The 21,210-nt window shown below is 59.2% G+C and carries 15 protein-coding genes and 1 pseudogene; 6 read left to right on the top strand and 10 right to left on the bottom strand.

Annotated elements, in window-relative coordinates:
- Nucleotides 1-114: 114 nt before the first annotated feature.
- The 4 genes from ompC to ACK3CV_RS09190 all read right to left on the bottom strand — a co-directional run bounded on the left by ompC (nt 115) and on the right by ACK3CV_RS09190 (nt 6,300).
- Complete coding sequence (ompC, locus tag ACK3CV_RS09175) at nt 115-1,224, bottom strand: porin OmpC (protein ID WP_033637869.1); 1,110 nt, start codon at nt 1,222-1,224, stop codon at nt 115-117.
- Nucleotides 1,225-1,525: 301 nt separating this feature from the next.
- A complete protein-coding gene (gene asnS / locus ACK3CV_RS09180) occupies nt 1,526-2,926 on the bottom strand; it encodes an asparagine--tRNA ligase (protein ID WP_033637870.1) in 1,401 nt (466 codons plus the stop codon).
- A 212-nt stretch (nt 2,927-3,138) separates the two neighbouring features.
- On the bottom strand, nt 3,139-4,344 hold the full coding sequence (gene pncB / locus ACK3CV_RS09185) for a nicotinate phosphoribosyltransferase (RefSeq protein ID WP_049195842.1): 1,206 nt from the start codon (nt 4,342-4,344) through the stop codon (nt 3,139-3,141).
- A 255-nt stretch (nt 4,345-4,599) separates the two neighbouring features.
- The gene (locus ACK3CV_RS09190) at nt 4,600-6,300 is read right to left on the bottom strand and encodes a GGDEF domain-containing protein (RefSeq protein ID WP_033637872.1); all 1,701 of its coding nucleotides are present in this window, start codon (nt 6,298-6,300) and stop codon (nt 4,600-4,602) included.
- A 336-nt stretch (nt 6,301-6,636) separates the two neighbouring features.
- Here ACK3CV_RS09190 and pepN point away from each other — a divergent pair, with 336 nt between their 5' ends.
- Entirely contained in the window at nt 6,637-9,255 is a 2,619-nt protein-coding gene (gene pepN / locus ACK3CV_RS09195) for an aminopeptidase N (protein ID WP_039566687.1), read from the top strand.
- A gap of 56 nt (nt 9,256-9,311) precedes the next feature.
- Here the strand turns inward: pepN and ssuB are convergent, their stop codons facing one another.
- Genes ssuB through ssuE form a run of 5 tightly spaced genes read right to left on the bottom strand, consistent with a single transcriptional unit; the run spans nt 9,312 to nt 13,625 of the window.
- Nucleotides 9,312-10,085, bottom strand: a complete 774-nt coding sequence (ssuB, locus tag ACK3CV_RS09200) for an aliphatic sulfonates ABC transporter ATP-binding protein (protein WP_033637874.1) — start codon at nt 10,083-10,085, stop codon at nt 9,312-9,314.
- Nucleotides 10,082-10,876 (bottom strand): aliphatic sulfonate ABC transporter permease SsuC, encoded by a 795-nt coding sequence (ssuC, locus tag ACK3CV_RS09205; protein ID WP_033637875.1) that lies wholly within the window; start codon nt 10,874-10,876, stop codon nt 10,082-10,084. The genes ssuB and ssuC overlap by 4 nt, the downstream gene beginning before the upstream one ends.
- An 11-nt stretch (nt 10,877-10,887) precedes the next feature.
- Nucleotides 10,888-12,036, bottom strand: a complete 1,149-nt coding sequence (gene ssuD / locus ACK3CV_RS09210; RefSeq protein WP_033637877.1) for an FMNH2-dependent alkanesulfonate monooxygenase — start codon at nt 12,034-12,036, stop codon at nt 10,888-10,890.
- 20 nt (nt 12,037-12,056) lie between these two features.
- On the bottom strand, nt 12,057-13,022 hold the full coding sequence (locus ACK3CV_RS09215; protein WP_033637878.1) for a sulfonate ABC transporter substrate-binding protein: 966 nt from the start codon (nt 13,020-13,022) through the stop codon (nt 12,057-12,059).
- Nucleotides 13,023-13,046: 24 nt separating this feature from the next.
- Nucleotides 13,047-13,625, bottom strand: coding sequence for an NADPH-dependent FMN reductase (ssuE, locus tag ACK3CV_RS09220; protein WP_033654227.1), 579 nt, complete (start codon nt 13,623-13,625; stop codon nt 13,047-13,049).
- Between the two features lie 258 nt (nt 13,626-13,883).
- Here ssuE and pyrD point away from each other — a divergent pair, with 258 nt between their 5' ends.
- Nucleotides 13,884-14,894, top strand: a complete 1,011-nt coding sequence (gene pyrD / locus ACK3CV_RS09225; RefSeq protein ID WP_019454516.1) for a quinone-dependent dihydroorotate dehydrogenase — start codon at nt 13,884-13,886, stop codon at nt 14,892-14,894.
- Nucleotides 14,895-15,070: 176 nt separating this feature from the next.
- The gene (locus ACK3CV_RS09230) at nt 15,071-15,619 is read left to right on the top strand and encodes a cell division protein ZapC (protein ID WP_033637882.1); all 549 of its coding nucleotides are present in this window, start codon (nt 15,071-15,073) and stop codon (nt 15,617-15,619) included.
- Nucleotides 15,620-15,625: 6 nt separating this feature from the next.
- Here ACK3CV_RS09230 and ACK3CV_RS09235 read toward each other — a convergent pair whose 3' ends face one another.
- Nucleotides 15,626-16,729 (bottom strand): YcbX family protein, encoded by a 1,104-nt coding sequence (locus ACK3CV_RS09235; RefSeq protein ID WP_047568296.1) that lies wholly within the window; start codon nt 16,727-16,729, stop codon nt 15,626-15,628.
- 103 nt (nt 16,730-16,832) lie between these two features.
- Between ACK3CV_RS09235 and rlmKL the strand changes: the two genes are divergently transcribed.
- From rlmKL to ACK3CV_RS09250, 3 genes and pseudogenes are all read left to right on the top strand, one after another.
- The gene (rlmKL, locus tag ACK3CV_RS09240; protein ID WP_089185444.1) at nt 16,833-18,959 is read left to right on the top strand and encodes a bifunctional 23S rRNA (guanine(2069)-N(7))-methyltransferase RlmK/23S rRNA (guanine(2445)-N(2))-methyltransferase RlmL; all 2,127 of its coding nucleotides are present in this window, start codon (nt 16,833-16,835) and stop codon (nt 18,957-18,959) included.
- Between the two features lie 5 nt (nt 18,960-18,964).
- Nucleotides 18,965-20,869 carry an ABC transporter ATP-binding protein gene (locus ACK3CV_RS09245; RefSeq protein WP_033637886.1) on the top strand — a complete coding sequence of 635 codons (1,905 nt, stop codon included), beginning with the start codon at nt 18,965-18,967 and terminating at the stop codon, nt 20,867-20,869.
- Between the two features lie 73 nt (nt 20,870-20,942).
- Nucleotides 20,943-21,210: pseudogene (locus tag ACK3CV_RS09250) on the top strand (paraquat-inducible membrane protein A); the annotation flags it as partial.

Below are 21,210 nucleotides of genomic sequence, written 5' to 3' on the forward strand. Positions count from 1 at the left end.
ATGGGGAAGGGGAAATCTGCAGGATAAAACGTTACCGGAAGACAAAAATAAAAACAGGGCCGAAGCCCTGTTTTTTAACTTAGCCGACGATAAACCGCCGTTAAGCGAGACAACTTAGAACTGGTACACCAGACCAACGGCTACGATATCGTCGGTAGCAGTGCCGGTTGCTTTGGTGAACTCGTTCTCATCCAGCAGGTTGATTTTGTAATCAACGTAGGTGGACATGTTTTTGTTGAAGTAGTAAGTGGTACCAACAGAAACATATTTAACCAGATCGGCATCGCCGCCGCCGAAGCTTGCATTGTGTGCGGTACGGCCAGCCAGGTTTTTGCCTTTAGACTGCAGGTAAGACACTTCTGGACGCAGACCGAAGTCGAATTGGTACTGTGCGGTCACTTCAAAGTTCTGAGTTTTGTTCGCAATGCCGCTATCGAAATCGCCATACGGAGTCATGTTGCGGGTTTCTGCGTACATCGCTGCCAGGTAGACGTTGTTGGCGTCGTATTTCGCGCCTACGGTCCAAGCGTCAGCCTTGTCGCCGCCAGCGGTAGACTGACGGGTCTGGGCATCTGTGCGGTCAGAGGACGCGTATGCAGCACCGAAGCTTACGCCTTCGCCGATGTCATACGTTGAAGACAGGCCCCAACCGTCGCCGTTTTGTTTCTTCAGCGCGCGGCCATCGTTTTCGTTCTTGCCCTGGTACTGAACGGCGAAGTTCAGACCGTCAACCAGACCGAAGAAGTTGTTGTTACGATAGGTCGCAACGCCGTTGGTACGGCCGGTCATGAAGTTGTCGGAGTAGGTGTAGGTATCGCCACCGAACTCTGGCAGCATATCGGTCCAGCCTTCCACGTCGTACAGTACGCCGTAGTTACGGCCGTAGTCGAAGGAGCCGTAGTCAGCGAATTTCAGACCGGCGAAGCCCAGACGGGTTTTGGTGCCTTCGGTGCCCTGAGATTCGGCGTGGTTGGACTGAACGTTGTATTCCCACTGGCCGTAACCGGTCAGTTGGTCAGTAATCTGGGTTTCACCTTTGAAGCCGAAACGAACATAGGTCTGATCGCCGTCATTGCCTTCGTCGTCGGAGAAGTAGTGCAGACCGTCAACTTTGCCGTACAGATCCAGCTTGTTGCCGTCTTTGTTGTAGATTTCAGCTGCGTTTGCTGCACCAGCAGCCAACAGAGCCGGGATAACCACTGCAAGAATGTTGCGCTTCATCATTATTACCCTCATTGGTGTTATTCGGACACCTTTGCCACTGCCGCCAATAATTCTTTGGGAACTATTGTTGATAGATTGGTGTCGTCCTGTGTCTGAACGCAGTGTTCCATTCACAGGCGGGTTAATCTAGGACGAAAATGATACCAATGTCCCAATCAGGTTGCAAAAGGAAAGTATGTGTAACCAAATGTAATTTTTCGGGAACTTTGTGATGTGCGTCAATATTAAAAAATGCGAAAGGCCAGCGAGGCTGGCCTTTGTTTTGTAACGAAATCGTTTAAAAAACGTTTGATCGTATGAATTAGAAGCTTGCGTTACGTGGTGTGCGTGGGAACGGGATCACATCGCGCACGTTTTGCACGCCGGTGACATAGGCGATTAAACGTTCAAAACCCAGGCCGAAACCGGAATGCGGCACGGTGCCGTAACGACGCAGATCGCGATACCACCAGTAGTCTTCTTTATTCAGACCCATCTCTTCCAGACGTTGATCGAGCATGTCGAGGCGTTCTTCACGCTGCGAACCGCCGATGATTTCACCGATGCCCGGCGCCAGCACGTCCATGGCCGCGACGGTTTTACCGTCTTCGTTCATGCGCATATAGAACGCTTTGATGTCTTTCGGGTAGTTCTTCACCACCACCGGCGCCTGGAAGTGTTTCTCCGCCAGATAACGTTCATGTTCGGAAGAGAGATCGATGCCCCAGGAAACCGGGTTTTCGAAGGTTTGGCCAGAGGCCAGCAGGATCTCAATGGCGTCGGTGTAGTCCACCTGGGCGAAATCGGAAGAGACGAAGCGCTCCAGACGAGAGATTGCGTCTTTATCCACGCGTTCGGCGAAGAATTTCAGATCGTCTGCACGTTCATCCAGCACCGCCTGGAACACATACTTCAGCATGCTTTCGGCCAGGCCGGCGACATCGTCCAGCGTCGCGAAGGCCACTTCCGGCTCGATCATCCAGAACTCCGCCAGGTGGCGGCTGGTGTTGGAGTTTTCGGCACGGAAGGTTGGGCCGAAGGTGTATACCTTGGACAGCGCACAGGCGTAGGTTTCGCCGTTCAGCTGGCCGGAAACGGTGAGGAAGGCTTCCTTACCGAAGAAGTCCTGGCTGAAATCGACGGCGCCCTTGTCGGTGCGCGGCAGGTTTTCCAGATCCAGCGTGGACACGCGGAACATCTCGCCGGCGCCTTCGGTGTCGGAGGCGGTGATCAGCGGGGTGGACACCCAGAAATAACCATTTTCATGGAAGAAGCGGTGGATCGCCTGCGCCAGGGTATGACGCACGCGCGCCACGGCGCCGATCAGATTGGTGCGCGGGCGCAGGTGGGCCACTTCGCGCAGGTATTCGATGCTGTGGCGTTTGGCCGCCATTGGGTAAGTATCCGGATCGTCGACCCAGCCGACCACGTTGATCGCGGTGGCCTGCAGCTCGAAGCTCTGGCCTTCGCCCGGTGAGGCGACGACCTTGCCGGTAACTTCAACTGAGCAACCGGTGGTCAGGTGCAGCACTTCATCCTGATAATTCGGCAGAGAATTATTAACGACGGCCTGTAACGGATCAAAGCAGGAACCGTCATAGACGGCCAGGAAGGAGATACCAGCTTTTGAATCTCTCCGGGTACGTACCCAGCCGCGTACGGTGACTTCACTGTCAACCGCAGCACGACCTTGCAGTACGTCGACTACAGGCACTACGCTCATAGATTTCTCTCTTTAATAATTTGGTTTAGAAATAGCTTACAACCCAAGAATATGGGGGTAATGGCTATGTTACTTGCCGCGGTGCAGAGCACAAGCAGAAATCATCGGATTGGCGCAACATTTATCGTGGCTGGCTGAAAAGAGGACTGTCGGGATAAAACAAAAAAGCCGGCGCCTGAACCGGGCCGGCTTTCTCTCTATATATAGAAGGCTCAGCTGGCTTTCTTCACCAGCGGCAGATCGAAGGCCTTGCGCAGGGCCCTGACGAACGCCTGATCCTGACAAATGGTTTTGCCGGGGCTGTCGGAGAGCTTGGCCACCGGCTTGCCTTTGCACTCGACCAGCTTGATCACGATATTCAGCGGTTTGACGCCGGGAATATCGCAGGTCAGGCGCGTGCCGATGCCGAAGCCGAGATTGATGCGCTGGTAGAAATGGCGATAGAGCGCCAGCGCTTTTTCCAGATCCAGGTTGTCCGAGAACACCAGCGTTTTGCTCATCGGATCGATGCCCAGCTTTTGATAATGGGCAATGGCCTTTTCACCCCACTCGACGGGATCGCCCGAATCATGGCGCAACCCCTGATAACGTTCGGCGAACTGAGGGCCGAAGTCGCGCAGGAAGGCATCCATGGTGATACAGTCGGTGAGCGCGATGCCAAGCTGATCCGGGTATTCATCCAACCAGGCTTGCAAGGCGGCGCGCTGGCTGTTGGCCAGCACCGGGCTTATTTGCTGATGCGCCTGGAACCACTCATGCGCCTGAGTGCCGACCGGCGCCAGGCCGAGCTGATGCGCCAGATCGTAATTGCTGGTGCCCGACAGGTACGGGAATTCGGTCTGCAAGGTGCTGACGATGGCCTGTTGCACGCCCTGAGAGAAACGGCGACGGGTGCCGAAGTCCATCAGCTTGAAGCGCGAAAGATCCAGATCGCCCGCCAGCGTCTTGAACTGAGCCAGCTTGGTTTGCAGATGCGCCACCGCCTGTTCCGGCGTCGCCAGCGGAGAGCGCCGACGGTGCACCACTTCGCTGATCACCGCCAGCAACGGCACTTCCCACATGATCACTTCACGCCAGGGGCCGGCGATGCGGATTTGCAGCTTGCCGTCGCGGCTGTCTATGGTGACCTGTTGCGGATCGTAGCGGAACGTTCGCAGCCAGCTCAGGTAATCCTGACGGAAGAAGGGCAGGCCCGAAAGATAAGCGAATTCGGCATCGGTCAGCGCCAGCCGGCTCATCAACGCCACCTGCGCGCGGATCTCGTCGGCATATTCGCCCAGCAGTTCGTCGCCGCGGCAGCGGAATTCCGCCGCCACGCTGATCGCGGGATAGCGATGGAACACTGCTTGCTGCATATGAAGCTTATAAGCATCGGTATCAAGCAGTGATGTCAAAATCGGGGAAGCGTATTGAGTCATAGCGCGTTACAGCATCCTCGTCAGGCGCGTGTCCAAATCCGGATAATCATAAAAGTGGGGGTGGAGTATACCCGGATTATCCTGTTATTGAAGCTGCATCACACCATAAATCACCAAAGCGGGTCGAGGATTAAACGTGCCTTTATGGCGGCCTGATAGCGGCGGGGAGGAAAAAAAGCCAGATATGCCTGTAAGGTGAATGACTTAGCCTAATTAGTCATAAAAATTATAATGTTAATTATTTTAAACAGCGAATCAGATATAGCCGGCCTGGGTATGCACGCTGACCCGATCCTTGCCGTTCTTTTTGCAAAAATAGAGCGCTTCGTCCGCCTGTTTGATCGCCGCCTGCAGCGCGGTGAATGCGTTGACCGGCGCAATGCCGCAGCTGGTGGTGAAACGCACTTGCCGTCCATCGGCCAGATTTAGCGTCAGGCGATGAGTGCGGGCGCGCAATTGCTCCATGATGTCCCGCGCGTTGTCCAACGAACAGTTGCCCAGCAGCACCGCGAACTCTTCGCCGCCGTAGCGGCAGAAGATGTCGCTGGCGCGGAACGCGCGTTGCAGCAGGTGGCCGAATGCCACCAGCGCCCGGTCGCCCACGTCGTGGCCGTAGCTGTCGTTGAGCTGTTTGAAGTTGTCGATGTCGATCAGGCAAAAGGCCTGCGGGTAGCTGCCGTCGCCCAGCAGCTGACATTCAAGGAAAAATTTACGGCGGTTGTAAATATTGGTGAGCGGATCGAGGAAAGAAGAGGCCTCGAGCTCTTTAATCAGCAGTTGTTTCTCGCTTTCCAGCGAGACCTTGTCCAACTGGTATTGCCTGAGCTGCTGAATGGCGTCGCTGATGGCGATCAATTCCTGGCTGTAGAAGGCGTCGTTGCGATCGATATTTATCTCGCCGCGCGACAGCCGCACGATATTGTTGTGGGTCTTGGTCAGCCAGCGGTTGATGCTGGTGCAGAACACCAGCGCCGGCAAAATGAACAGCAACACCACCAGGCCGGCGAGTGCAATCATGCCGTAAATGGTCGTCTGGCTGTCGTAAATCTTGTGACGCGACGCGAGGGTTTCCAGCTCGAAGCTGCGTTGATACAGCGCCTGCGAAAGCCCGCTCACATCGTCGACATAACGCGAAATAAGCGCGGTGGGGTAGGGCTGATGGGTATCGATAGCGGTGTACAGCCCATGGGTAATCTGCTGGAGGCGCTCAGCGGACACCTGGGCGAGCAATGCATTGACGATGTTGGTGATTTGTCCATCGTCGTAGTTGATCTTCATGAAGATCAATCGGGTGCTCAGCGCATTCAGCACGCCGGTCAGCTGAATGGACTTCAGGTAGGCGTCTTTGCGAACGAGCGGCCTGACGTTGACGTCGATAATCTGATCGCTCAATTCTGTCAGTGACATATTCAGCCGGTTATTAAGGCGGATGGCCTCGAGAAACATAAAAGAGTCGGTATCCACCATCCGGGTATCGTAGGTGTAGCGATAATAGCTCTTGCTGGTTTGCGAGATGTAATAGGCGCTGTTGATGTTGAACAGATTGGCGTTGGTGTTATTGACCTGCGAAAGCTGCAGGTTGTCATTATCCAGCAGCTGTTCCATCAGGCTGATCATCGACAGCGCGGCGATTTTTTGCCGAACCCCGAGCTGTCTGGCGACCTCATCGTCCAGATGTTCGCGGATGCGGGTAATTCTTTCGCGCGCCGCCCGATCGGCGGCCAAACATTGCGCTCGGGTGATTTGCGGATCGATCAGGCTCAAGCGTTTGAGGCGGTGCGCCTGCAACGCAGCCTGAAAGGCTTCGGAGATTTCTTTGGCGCGATCAATTTTGTACAGATTGAGTTGGTTATCGCGGTAGTCGGTATGGGCTTCGAGCAGCTCATCGACGATGAACAGAGAGAAGGAAGTCATCAGGCACAGGGTAAAAAAATAGATTGCGTATTTAATTTTCATAGTGCGAGTCATCCTGGGCCTGATGCCGCAATTATACCACCATGCCGCCTGCGTCGCCTCAACTATGCCGGCGCCCCCCGGTGGCGGTTTTTTAGCATTAAATGCTGATTTTTATTTAGCCATTGGTCACCTGCGCTATCGCCTGGCGGGCGATTTATGATTTGCCTCTGATTTCTCTCTCGTGGTCGCCCGGCGACTCTGGGCTTTTCGGCCAGCTGTGATACAGTTTATTCACAATTCAGGCCCACCGCGCGCCGCAGGGGAACACTCCGGCTGCGGTACGAAGCAGAAGAGCGGCCTGGCACCTATAACTCACCGAGACGTTTAAGGGTTTTTATGACACAACAGCCACAGGCAAAATACCGCCACGATTATCGCGCGCCCGATTACACCACGACCGATATCGATTTGGACTTCAGTCTGGACGCGGAAACCACGCGCGTGACCGCCGTCAGTAAAATCAAACGTCAGGGCGCGGCCGACGCACCGCTGGTGCTGGATGGCGAAGATCTGACGCTGGTGAGCATTCAGGTGGACGGCCAACCGTGGAGCGCCTACCGCCAGCAGGATAACCAGCTGATCATCGAAGCGTTGCCGGCACAATTCACTCTTACCATCGTCAACGACATTCACCCGGCGAAAAACACCGCGCTGGAAGGGCTGTACCTGTCCGGCGATGCGCTGTGCACGCAATGCGAAGCCGAAGGTTTCCACCACATTACCTATTATCAGGATCGCCCGGACGTGCTGGCGCGCTTTACCACCCGCATCGAGGCCGACAAGGCGCGCTATCCGTTCCTGCTGTCGAACGGCAACCGCATCGGCCAGGGCGAATTGGCCGATGGCCGCCACTGGGTGCAATGGCAGGATCCGTTCCCGAAACCTTGCTACCTGTTCGCGCTGGTGGCGGGAGACTTCGATGTGCTGCGCGACAGCTTCACCACCCGTTCCGGCCGTAAGGTCGCGCTGGAGCTGTTCGTCGATCGCGGCAACCTGGATCGCGCCGACTGGGCGATGACGTCATTGAAGAACTCGATGAAGTGGGACGAGACCCGCTTCGGCCTGGAATACGATCTCGACATTTATATGATTGTGGCGGTCGATTTCTTCAATATGGGCGCGATGGAGAACAAAGGGTTAAACATCTTTAACTCCAAATACGTGCTGGCGAAGGCGGAAACCGCCACCGACAAGGATTACCTGAACATTGAAGCGGTGATCGGCCACGAATACTTCCACAACTGGACCGGTAACCGCGTAACCTGCCGCGACTGGTTCCAGCTCAGCCTGAAAGAGGGGCTGACGGTGTTCCGCGACCAGGAGTTCAGTTCCGATCTGGGATCGCGTTCGGTCAACCGCATCGACAACGTGCGCGTGATGCGCGGCGCGCAGTTCGCCGAAGACGCCAGCCCGATGGCGCACGCCATCCGCCCGGACAAAGTGATCGAGATGAACAACTTCTACACCCTGACGGTGTATGAAAAGGGTTCCGAAGTGATCCGCATGATGCACACCTTGCTGGGGGAGGAGAACTTCCAGAAAGGGATGCAGCTCTATTTCGAACGCCACGACGGCAGCGCCGCCACCTGCGACGATTTCGTGCAGGCGATGGAGGACGCGTCCAACGTCGATCTGTCGCGCTTCCGCCGTTGGTATAGTCAGTCCGGCACGCCGCTGTTGACGGTGCGCGACGATTACGACGCGGAAACCCAGCAGTATCGCCTGCATGTCAGCCAGCAAACCGCGCCGACCGCCGATCAGCCGGAGAAATTGCCGCTGCATATCCCGCTGGATATCGAACTGTACGACAGCGAAGGCAACGTCATTCCACTGCAAAAGGGCGGCCTGCCGGTCAACAACGTGCTGAACGTCACCGAAGCGGAGCAGACCTTCGTGTTCGACGGCGTGGCGCATAAGCCGGTGCCGTCGCTGCTGCGCGAATTCTCCGCGCCGGTGAAGCTGGACTATCCGTACAGCGATCAGCAGCTGACCTTCCTGATGCAGCACGCGCGCAATGAATTTGCGCGTTGGGATGCAGCGCAGAGCCTGCTGGCGACCTATATCAAGCTGAACGTGGCGCGGCACCAGCAGAAGCAGCCGCTGTCGCTGCCGCTGCACGTGGCCGATGCGTTCCGTGCAGTGCTGCTGGACGAAAAACTGGATCCGGCGCTGGCGGCGCAGATCCTGACGTTGCCGTCGGAGAACGAAATCGCCGAGCTGTTCGCCACCATCGATCCGGAAGCGATCGCCGCGGTGCATGAAGCGATCGTTCGCTGCCTGGCGCGGGAGCTGGCCGATGAGTGGCTGGCGGTATATCACGCCAACAAGACCGACGGCTACCGCGTGGAGCACGCCGAGATCGCCAAGCGCGCCTTGCGCAATGTATGCCTGGGCTATCTGGCGTTCGGCGAAGATGTGGCGTTGGCGGACCAACTGGTAAGCGAACAGTATCGCCAGGCAGACAACATGACCGACTCGCTGGCGGCGCTGTCTGCTGCGGTCGCGGCCCAGCTGCCGTGCCGCGATGCGCTGCTGGCGGCGTTCGACGAGCGCTGGCATCAGGATGGTCTGGTGATGGATAAATGGTTCGTGCTGCAGGGCAGCAGCCCGGCGGCAGACGTGCTGAGCAAGGTGCGCGCGCTGCTGCAACACCGTTCGTTCAGCCTGAGCAACCCGAACCGCACCCGTTCGCTGATCGGCGGCTTCGCTTCCGGCAACCCGGCGGCGTTCCATGCCGCAGACGGCAGCGGCTATCAGTTCCTGGCGGAGATCCTCAGCGATCTCAACCAGCGCAACCCGCAGATCGCCGCGCGCCTGATTGAACCGCTGATTCGCCTGAAGCGTTACGACGCGGGCCGCCAGGCGCTGATGCGCAAGGCGCTGGAACAGCTGAAAGGATTGGAAAACCTGTCCGGCGATCTGTACGAGAAGATCAGCAAGGCGCTCGACGCCTGATCTTTTCGCGCTGAATAGATCAAGGGACGGCCTGCGCCGTCCCTTTTTTCATCCTTTCAATTCGCCGCCCGACGGCCGCTGGCCGCTGTGGCCGGCGGTGATAACACCCGCTCCAGCACTTCGGCCTCCAGTTCCGCCAGCCGTGCGGAACCCTTGCGGCGCGGCCGCGGCAGATCGAGAGTCAGATCCAGCCCGATGCGCCCCTCTTCGATCAGGATCACCCGATCCGCCAGCGCGATGGCTTCGCTGACGTCGTGCGTGACCAGCAGTACGGTAAAACCGTGCTGTTGCCACAGCGTTTCTATCAGCCCCTGCATCTCGATGCGCGTCAGGGCATCCAACGCCCCGAGCGGTTCGTCCAGCAGCAGCAGGCGGGGGCGGTGGATCAGCGCGCGCGCCAGGGCGACCCGCTGCTTTTGCCCGCCGGACAGCGCCGCCGGCCAGTCGCGGGCGCGATCCGCCAAGCCGACCGCGTCCAGCGCCTGCAGCGCCGCATCGCGCCACTGGCCGCGCAGCCCCAGGCCCACGTTGTCGATCACCGTTTTCCACGGCAGCAGGCGCGCATCCTGAAACATCAGCCGGGTATCCTCTTTAGCGGCGGCAAGCGGCGCGTTGCCGCTGAGCAGCGCGCCGCTGCTGGGCTGTTCCAGGCCGGCCAACAGGCGCAGCAGGGTGCTCTTGCCGCAGCCGCTGCGGCCGACCACCGCCACGAACTGCCCGGCGGAAATGCGCAGCTGAATATTGTCCAGCACGGTGCGGTTGCCGTAACCTTTGCCGATGGACTCCAGCGTCACCGGCGTGCCTTGCGCAAGGCGAGCGGGAAGGGTCATAGCGCTTCTCCCTGTTTCAGTTGATAGGCCGGATGCCAGCGCAACCAGACGCGCTCCAGCAGTTGCGCGCCCACGTCCGCCAGCTTGCCGAGCAGTGCGTACAGCACGATCGCCACCACCACCACGTCGGTTTGCAGGAATTCACGCGCGTTCATCGCCAGGTAGCCGATGCCCGAATTGGCCGAAATGGTTTCGGCGACGATCAGCGTCAGCCACATGAAGCCGAGAGCGAAACGCACGCCGACCATAATCGACGGCAGCGCGCCCGGCAGCACCACCTGCGTAAACAGGCGGAAACCGCTCAGGCCGTAGCTGCGGGCCATCTCCAACAGGCCGCGATCGATGTTCTTGATGCCGTGATAGGTATTGAGATAAATCGGGAACAGCGTACCGAGCGCCACCAGAAAGATCTTGGCGGATTCATCGATGCCGAACCACAGGATCACCAGCGGGATCAGCGCCAGGTGCGGCACGTTGCGGATCATTTGCACCGAGCTGTCCAGCAGGCGTTCGCCCCAGCGCGACAGCCCGGTAATAAAGCCGAGGATCAGCCCGATGCCGCCGCCGATGGCAAAGCCGATCAGCGCGCGCTGGCTGCTGATGCTCAGGTGCTGCCACAGTTCGCCGCTTTGGCTCAGGCTCCAGAAGGCGGCCAGCACCGCGCTCGGCGCCGGCAAAATGCGGTTGGACAGCCAGCCGGTTTCGACGGCGATCTGCCAGAGGATCACCAGCGCCAGCGGCAGCGCCCAGGGAGCCAGCCGATACAGGATGCGTTGCGCGTTCTTTGCCATCGGGGCGCTCCTCAGCTCTGCGACACTTTTTGCGGAACATAAATGTTGGCCACCACTTCGCCCTGCGGGCGCACCGGCTGAAGGCGCACGGGCGTTTCCTCCTGCGCCAGATCGAGGTGCGGGAACAGCAGTTCGCCGACGCGGTAGGCCTCTTCCAGATGCGGATAGCCGGAGAGAATAAAGGTGTCGATGCCCAGATCGGCATATTCCTGCATGCGCGCCGCGACCGTCGGGCCATCGCCCACCAGCGCGGTGCCGGCGCCGCCGCGCACCAGGCCGATGCCGGCCCACAGGTTCGGGCTGATCTCCAGGTTGTCCTTCTTGCCGCCGTGCAGCGCCGCCATGCGCCGTTGGCCGACGGAGTCGAAGCGCGCAAAGGCCTGCTGCGCGTCGGCGATGGTTTCCTCATCGAGATGTGCGATCAGCCGATCGGCGGCGCGCCAGGCCTCTTCGGTGGTTTCCCGCACGATGACATGCAGGCGGATACCGAAGCGTACCTGGCGGCCTTTCGCCGCCGCTTTGGCGCGCACCTCTTCGATTTTCTCTTTAACCTGCGCCGGCGGCTCTCCCCAGGTGAGATACATTTCTACCTGTTCGGCGGCCAGATCCTGCGCGGCGGCGGAGGATCCGCCGAAATAGAGCGGCGGGCGCGGCTGCTGCACCGGCGGGAACAGCAGTTTGGCGCCTTTCACCTGAATGTGCTTGCCGTCGAAATCGACGGTTTCGCCTTCCAGCACCCGGCGCCAAATGTGGGTGAACTCGGTTGAGGCTTCGTAGCGCTCTTCATGATTGAGATGCAACCCCTCCGCCGCCAGCTCTTCCGGATCGCCGCCGGTGACCAGATTGAACAACGCGCGCCCGTTGGACAGGCGATCCAGCGTCGCCGCCTGGCGCGCCGCCAGCGTAGGGGAGATGATGCCCGGCCGCAGCGCGACCAAAAACTTTAGCCGCTGGGTGACCGGGATCAGCGAGGCGGCCACCAGCCAGGAGTCTTCGCACGAGCGGCCGGTGGGGATCAATACGCCGCCGAATCCCAGCCGATCCGCCGCCTGGGCGATCTGCTGCAAGTAACCGTGATCGACGCTGCGCGCCCCCTGTGCGCTGCCGAGATAGTGGCCGTCGCCGTGGGTGGGTAAAAACCAGAAAACGTTCAGGCTCATCGTCAGTGTTCTCCCATTGTTTATTGCGCGCTTGGGCGCCAGATGCGTTGCGAGATGTCGACCTTCACCGGCACCAGCCGGTTGGCGTAAAACAGGTCGGCGGTTTGCTGCTGCGCGGCGATCGTCTGCGCATCGAGCGGTGTGATGGCGGTCGGCGGGCGGTGATCCAGATAGCTGGCGATCACCGGCTCCGGCAGCCCCATGGCGTTGGCCAGCAGGGTCACGCTTTGCGCCCGGTCGCTGCGGGTGAGCGCATCGGCCTGGGTCAGCACGGTCAGAACCTGGCTGATAAAGCTGCCGTTGGCTTCGGCGTAGGGGCGCGCCGCCAGATAGAAGGAACCGGTCTGGTTCAGATCGGTGCCGTCGCCGAGCACCCGTACGCCGCCCTGCAGCAGCGCGGCGGAATAATAAGGATCCCAGATGGCCCAGGCATCGACGTTGCCCTGCTGGAAGGCGGCGCGCGCATCGGCGGGGGTCAGATAGGCGGGCTGGATATCCGTAAATTTCAGGCCGGCCTTTTGCAGCGATCGCAACAGCAGGTTGTGCGAGCTGGATCCTTTCTGGAAAGCGACCTTATGGCCTTTCAGATCGGCGACGGTTTTGATCGGGCTGTTTTCCGGCACCAGGATCACCTCCGCCTTCGGTTTGGGCGGCTCAACGCCGACATACAGCAGGTCTGCGCCGGCGGCCTGCGCGAAGATCGGCGGAATATCGCCGGTGCTGCCCAGATCGATGCTGCCGACGTTCAAGGCCTCGAGCATTTGCGGGCCGGCGGGAAACTCGATCCAGCTGATGCGGGTGGCGGGGAAACGTTCCTCCAGCAGCCGGTGGCTCTTCGCCAGCACCAGGCTGACCGATCCTTTTTGGTAGCCGATGCGGAACTGCGCCGGATCCTGCGCAGCGGCGGCAGTGGCCCAAACCAACGACAGCAGGCCGGTGAAGGTAGCGGCGCTCAGCCAGCGCCGTAAAACGATGCGTTTTTTCATTCAGGCTCTCCTTTTCCAGGTGTTTCAGGCGGTCTGACGCGCCGCCAGCGGCGAGGCGACGCGCAGCGCGGGCGGTTTGCGGCGGCCAAGTGCCAGATAGAAACTGGCCAGCGCCTCTTCCAGCCGGGCGGCGACGGCGTCGGTGAGCGTGGCGCCTTCGCCGGCCAGTTGGATCTGGCTGTCGTCGGCGAACACGCCATGCAGCACCTCTTGCGCTTTCAGCGCCGCCAGCACCGGTTTCAGCGCGTAGTCCACCGCCAGCATGTGGCCGATCGAACCGCCGGTCGCCAGCGGCAGCACCACCTTATGATCCAGCGCGCGTTCCGGCAGCAGATCCAGCAGGGTTTTCAGCGCGCCGGAGAACGACGCTTTATAAACCGGCGTGGAAATCAGCAGGCCGTCGGCCTGTGCCAGCTGCTCGGCAAACGCCTTGATCGCCGGGCTGTTGAAGTTGGCGTACAGCAGGTCTTCGGCATCGAAGTCGTGCAGGGTATAAGCCGTCACTTCCACCCCTTGCTGCCGCAGCCAGTTCTGACTCAGCGCGAGCAGCGCGGCGGAACGTGATGGGATGCGTGGGCTGCCGGCCAGTGATATAACGCGCATTACCACTCCTTATAACTAAAAGTTAGGTTTAATTAGAAAATCAAAAGGAAGTGTTTTAAACCTACCAGCAACCGGGCGCGTTTTTTAAATCTCATTTTTTGATTTCGATATGCGCAAAAGCGGATTGGCGCCGATTTGGCGGTGAAGAGAGAAAACGATTGCGTAAAAACGGCTTTTTTTGCCTTTAATCAATTCCAATTGGGCGGGGGATACCGGATAATACGCCCCCGGTTTGCAACCGGGAAATCAGGAGAGTCCATGTACTACCCCCTCATCAGGAAAGCGTTGTTCCAGCTCGATCCCGAGCGCGCGCACGAAGTGACCTTTCGTCAGCTCAGCCGTATTACCGGCACCCCATTAGCGTTTCTTGTCCGTCAGTCCGTGCCGACCAAACCGGTCAGCTGCATGGGGCTGTCGTTCAAAAATCCGCTGGGATTGGCCGCCGGTCTGGATAAAAACGGCGAATGCATCGATGCGTTCGGCGCGATGGGCTTCGGCCATGTGGAAGTCGGCACCGTGACGCCGCGCCCGCAACCGGGCAACGACAAGCCGCGCTTGTTCCGCGTGGTTGAGGCGGAAGGCCTGATCAACCGCATGGGGTTCAATAACCATGGCGTGGACAATCTGGTTGAAAACGTTAAGAAATCCCATTTCGGCGGCATTCTTGGGATCAATATCGGCAAGAATAAAGACACCCCGGTCGAACAGGGTAAAGACGATTATTTGATCTGCATGGATAAAGTTTATCCGTATGCCGGTTATATCGCGATTAACATCTCTTCACCGAATACCCCGGGGTTACGATCCTTACAGTATGGCGAAGCGCTGGACGATCTTTTAGCTGCGATTAAAAATAAGCAGCAGGAATTACATGCGCGCCATCACAAATATGTGCCGGTGGCGGTAAAGATCGCGCCGGATCTTTCAGAAGAAGAATTGATCCAAATTGCCGATAGCCTGGTGCGGCATAATATCGATGGCGTGATCGCCACCAATACCACCTTGGATAGAAAATTGATCCAGGGATTAAATTACTGCGAACAAGCGGGCGGGTTAAGTGGGCGTCCGTTGCAATCACGCAGCACGGAAGTGATCCGTCGTCTTTCCACCGAACTGCAAGGACGCCTGCCGATTATCGGCGTGGGCGGCATCGATTCGCTGACGGCGGCGCGCGAAAAAATGGAGGCCGGCGCGAGCCTGCTGCAAATTTATTCCGGATTTATCTATCACGGCCCGCGTTTGATTAAAGATATCGTTACCCATATCTAATATTTTTCCTCTCATTTTATTCCGGGGGTTTATTTCTGCCCCCGGCTCGTCTATATTTTGTTCGTTAGCATAAATATCGTTCGCGGAATTATCCGATGTTTAAGCTATTTTATCGGTGATAAAATCGCCTTTTAGGGTGAGTGCGGCGTTGGCATAGGCAGCGAGAAGGATACGAAATGAAGATAAAACCTGACGATAATTGGCGTTGGTATTTTGATGCCGAACACGATCGGCTAATGCTGGATTTAGCTAATGGTATGATCTTCCGTTCACGTTTCCCGGCCAAAATGTTAACGCCGGACGCCTTCGATGAATGCGCTTTTTGCGTGGATGACGCCGCCCTTTATTTCACCTATGAAGAACAGTGCAAGCAGATCAAACTCAGCCATGAGCAGCGCGCCGAGCTGGTGTTGAATGCGCTGGTCGCCTACCGCTTCCTGAAACCGCTGATGCCGAAGAGCTGGCATTTCTCGCAGCAGCATTACCCGCTGCAGCCGAAAAACGGCGAGTTGGCGGCGGTGAAGGTGATGGAAAGCGGCGTGGAAGCGCGTTTGCTGGTGGTAGAGGCCGGGGATAACGCCAGTCTGTGCCTGCTGGCGCAAAATCAACTGACGGTCGCCGGCCGCACCATGGTATTGGGCGACGCCATCAAGGTGATGCACGATCGGCTGAAACCCTGCGCGCAGGATGAAAGCGCCGCCCCGGCTTACGACAGGGCGGTATAAGGCGGATTACGCCAACGTCAAATCACTTTTTGGGATACAGCTGCAGCACAGGATGGTGCCGTTGTCGCCCAGCGCGCTTTTCTTCAGCGGCGCGACCTCACCGCTCAACAACGTAATGCGGCAGCTGCCGCAAATCCCGGCGCGGCAGGAGTAAGGCACGCGAATGCCTTGCTGTTCCAGCTGTTCGAGCAGGATCTGCTGGTTGTTGCCGGTAAACACCTTTCCTTCATATTCGATAGTGACGCTGTGCTCGCTGTCTTGCGGCGCCTGCACGCTCTCCACCACTTTGCCGGCGCCATAAGGGCGCGGCGGCTTGGTCGACAGCACTTCCACCGTATCGCCCACGCGGATGATGCCGCTGCTGCGCGCGATCATGTTCTGGCCGAAATCGATATCGCCGTTGTCGGCGGAGCGGAATTTTTGCAGCGTACTCAGCGGTTCGCCGCTCGGGTGCTTGCGGCCGCGCTCGGTGCTGACGGTGGTGAGCACGCAGCGGCTGCAGGGTTTCACCAGATCGAACATCACATCGCCGACGCGGATCACCTGCCAACCGTCCTCGGCCCAGGCGGCTGCGCCGCTCACCACCAAATTGGGGCGGAACTGCTCCAGCTTGATGCTGCCGGGGCAACGCCGCTGCAGATCGTTGAACGAAGCCTGGTTAATCAGCAGATAAGGGTAGCCGTCGGCAAAGGTCAGCGGGATTTCGGGGTGTTTTTTCACCCGGCGGGTCAACTCCGGCCCCAGCCAGCGCAGCTGAACGTCGCGCTGGAAATAGCCGCTCAGCCAGCGGTTGATCTCATCCGGCGCGATCAGCGCGGTGAAATGGTTGCCCCACACCTCGGTCGGCTGCGGCGCGGCGGCGAAGTCGCTGAAGCGAATGGCGGCGCTTTCGCCGTCCGGCGCGCTCAGGAACAGCCCGTCCGGCAGCAGCGCCGGCGTGAACAGCACCATCTGCGGGTATTGGCGCGCGGTAATAAAGGTGCCATCCGGCTCGGTGATCATAAAGTTGCGGTCGAAGGCCAGACCGCTGCTGCCGACCTGGGCGTAAGAAAGCTGCAGACCGCGCAGTGATTTAACCGGATGGACGTAGAGTCTGGAAAGCGTGATCACCCTCATCTCCGTGCGATTATTAAATAGAAGGGAGCAACTTTATGACAAGCGGTGCGGATTAGCTATAATGCGCAACAATTTTCTTTTTGGTGATAAGCACGATATGAACTCTCTGTTTGCCAGCACGGCGCGTGGATTGGAAGAACTGTTAAAAAGCGAGCTGGAAGCGCTTGGCGCTCACGACTGCAAAGTGGTGCAGGGTGGGGTACATTTTCAGGGTGACGATCGTCTTCTGTACCAAAGCCTGCTGTGGAGCCGCCTGGCTTCGCGCATTCTGTTGCCGCTGAACGAATTCCGCGTGCACAGCGATCTGGATCTGTACCTCGGGGTACAGGCGATCGACTGGCCGAGCATTTTTGGCGTGGATAAAACCTTTGCCGTGCATTTCAGCGGCGTGAACGAAGAGATCCGCAACAGCCAGTATGGCGCGCTGAAGGTGAAAGACGCCATCGTCGACAGCTTCACCCGCAAACTCGACCAACGCCCGACGGTTGCCAAGCAGCAGCCGGATATTCGCGTTAACGTCTTCCTGCAACGCGATATGGCCAGCGTGGCCCTCGATCTGAGCGGTGAAGGCCTGCATCAGCGCGGCTACCGCGATCTCACCGGCCAGGCGCCGCTGAAGGAAAACCTGGCGGCCGCCATCGTGCTGCGTTCCGGCTGGCAGCCGGGCACGCCGATGCTCGATCCGATGTGCGGCTCCGGCACGCTGTTGATCGAAGCGGCGATGATCGCCGCCGATCGCGCGCCTGGCCTGCACCGCCAGCACTGGGGCTTCAGCGCCTGGAATGGCCACAACGCCGAACTGTGGCGTGAAGTCACCGCCGAAGCGCAGGTGCGCGCGCGCCGGGGCCTGCAGGAAACCGCCTCTCGCTTCTTCGGTTCCGATATCGATCGCCGGGTGATTGAGATGGCGCGCGGCAACGCCCGCCGCGCCGGCGTCGCCGAGCTGATCACTTTCAACGTCGGCGACGTGGCGCGGTTGACCAATCCGCTGCCGGAAGGCCCGCACGGCACCGTGATAAGCAACCCGCCGTACGGTGAGCGTCTGGAAAGCGAACCGGCGCTGATCGCGCTGCACAACATGCTGGGCCGCGTGATGAAAAGCGCCTTCGGCGGCTGGCAGCTTTCGCTGTTCAGCGCCTCGCCGGAGCTGTTGAGCTGCCTGCAGCTGCGCGCCGAGCGCCAGTTCAAGGCGAAAAACGGCCCGCTGGAGTGCGTGCAGAAAAACTATCAGCTGGCGGCGAACCCGGCCGGCGCCACTACCGGCGGCGTGCAGGTGGCGGAAGATTTCGCCAACCGTCTGCGCAAAAACTTGAAGAAGCTCGACAAGTGGGCGAAACAGCAGGGCATTGAATGCTACCGCCTGTACGATGCCGATCTGCCAGAATACAACGTCGCGGTGGATCGTTACGGCAGCAAGGTGGTGGTGCAGGAGTATGCGCCGCCGAAAACCGTCGATGCGCAGAAAGCGCGTCAACGCCTGTTCGATGTGATCAACGCGACGCTGGCGGTGCTGGAATTGCCATCGAATCAGCTGATCCTGAAAACTCGCGAGCGGCAGAAGGGCAAGAATCAGTACGAGAAGCTGGCGCAGAAGGGCGAGTTCCTGCTGGTGGAAGAGTATAACGCCAAACTGTGGGTTAACCTGACCGACTATCTCGATACCGGCCTGTTCCTCGATCACCGTATTGCGCGCCGCATGTTGGGCGAGATGAGCGGCGGCAAGGACTTCCTCAACCTGTTTGCCTATACCGGCACCGCCAGCGTGCACGCCGGGCTGGGCGGCGCGCGCAGCACCACCACGGTGGACATGTCGCGCACCTACCTGGAATGGGCGGAGAAGAACCTGCGCGCCAACGGCCTGACCGGCCGTCAGCATCGGCTGATCCAGGCCGACTGCCTGTCGTGGCTGAGCAACGCCAACGAACAGTTCGACGTGATCTTCATCGATCCGCCGACGTTCTCCAACTCCAAGCGGATGGAGAACACTTTTGACGTGCAGCGCGATCATCTGGCGCTGATGAAAGATTTGAAACGGTTGCTGCGCCGCAACGGAACCATCATGTTCTCGAACAACAAGCGCGGTTTCCAAATGGATATGGCAGGGCTGAGTGCGCTGGGCCTGGAGGCGAAAGAGATCACCGCCAAGACGCTGTCGCAGGACTTTGCCCGTAACCGTCAGATCCACAACTGCTGGCTGGTGACTCACGCCGGCGAAGGAAAATAATTACTATGTCGTTAATCAGCATGTCCGGCGCCTGGCTCTCTTTCAGCGATGCGCCGCTTTTAGACAACACCGAAATTCATATCGAAGACAACGAGCGCGTGTGTCTGGTCGGGCGCAACGGCGCCGGCAAATCCACGCTGCTGAAGATCCTCGGCAAAGAGATCCCGCTGGACGACGGCCGGGTGATCTACGAGCAGGATCTGATCGTGGCGCGCCTGCAACAGGATCCGCCGCGCAATATCGGCGGCAGCGTGTTCGACTTCGTGGCCGAAGGCGTCGCGGAGCAGGCGGAACACCTGAAGGCGTACCATGCGATTTCCCATCTGGTGGAGAGCGACCCGAGCGAGAAAAATCTGGCGCGCATGGCGCAAATCATGGAGATCCTCGATCACCAGGGGCTGTGGCAGCTCGACAGCCGCATCAGCGAAGTGCTGTTGCAGCTGGGGCTGAACGGCGACGCCGAGCTTTCCTCGCTGTCGGGCGGCTGGCTGCGTAAAGCGGCGCTGGGCCGCGCGCTGGTGAGCTCGCCGCGCGTGCTGTTGCTCGACGAACCGACCAACCACCTGGATATCGAAACCATCGACTGGCTGGAAGGCTTCCTGAAAGAGTTCGACGGCAGCATCGTCTTCATCTCGCACGACCGTTCGTTTATCCGCAACATGGCGACGCGCATCGTCGATCTGGATCGCGGCAAGCTGGTTTCCTGGCCGGGCAATTACGATCTGTATCTGCAGAGCAAAGAAGAAGCGCTGCGGGTGGAAGAGCTGCAAAACGCCGAGTTCGATCGCAAGCTGGCGCAGGAAGAGGTCTGGATCCGTCAGGGCATCAAGGCGCGCCGTACCCGTAACGAGGGCCGCGTGCGTGCGCTGAAGGCGCTGCGCGTCGAGCGTTCGCAGCGCCGCGAAGTGATGGGCACCGCCAAGATGCAGGTGGAAGAGGCGACCCGCTCCGGCAAAATCGTGTTCGAGCTGGAAAACGTCAATTATCAGGTGGGCGAAAAAGTGCTGGTGCGCGATTTTTCCGCCCAGGTACAGCGCGGCGACAAGATTGCGCTGGTGGGGCCGAACGGCTGCGGCAAAACCACGCTGCTGAAACTGATGCTCGGTCAGCTGAAAGCCGACAGCGGCCGCGTGCACTGCGGCACCAAGCTGGAAGTGGCCTATTTCGATCAGCACCGCGCGGATCTCGATCCGGAGCGCACGGTGATGGACAACCTGGCGGAAGGCAAACAGGAAGTGATGGTCAACGGTCGCCCTCGCCACGTATTGGGCTACCTGCAGGACTTCCTGTTCCACCCGAAACGCGCGATGACGCCGGTGAAGGCGCTGTCGGGCGGTGAGCGTAACCGCCTGCTGTTGGCTAAGCTGTTTCTGAAACCGAGCAATCTGCTGATCCTCGATGAACCAACCAACGATCTCGACGTCGAAACGCTGGAGCTGCTGGAAGAGCTGATCGACGGCTATCAGGGCACCGTGCTGCTGGTCAGCCACGATCGTCAGTTCGTCGACAACTCGGTGACCGAGTGTTGGATCTTCGAAGGCAACGGCGTGATCAACGCCTTCGTCGGCGGTTACTACGATGCGCATCATCAGCGCGCCACGGCGAAACCGATTCGTCAGGCGGCGCCGAGCGCGAGCAAACCGGCGGCGGAGAAAAAGGCCGAACAGCCGAAGAAAGCGGCGGCCAAGCTGAGTTACAACCTGCTGCGCGAACTGGAACAGTTGCCGCAGCGGCTCGAACAGCTGGAGGCGGAGATCGAAGCGCTGCAGGCGCAGATGAGCGACGCCGACTTCTTCACGCGGCCGCACAGCGAAACGCAACAAGTGCTGACGGCGCTGGCTAACGCCGAGCAGGCGCTCGAGCAGGCCTTCGCCCGCTGGGAAGAGTTGGAAGCGATGAAAAACGGCTGACCGTTGCGATACCGCCCGCGCGCTGCTGCGGGCGGTATCGACGTGCCGGTGAGCAACGTTATTTAGGAGGAATATGGTGTGTTCCCACAACAATCATCAGCAGCATAGTCATTCCGCACCTTCGGCGGAGCACCAGGATAACCTGATGCTGTGCCCGCAGTGCGACATGCTGGTGGCGCTGCCGCCGCTGGCCTATGGCAGCAAAGCGGTCTGTCCGCGCTGCAAAACCACGCTCAGCGCCCGCTGGGACGAGCCGCGCAAGCGGCCGATCGGTTACGCCCTCAGCGCCCTGTTCATGCTGGTGCTGGCCAACATTTTCCCGTTTATCAACATGCGCGTCG

The sequence above is a fragment of the Serratia sp. TSO36 genome, assembly GCF_057808395.1.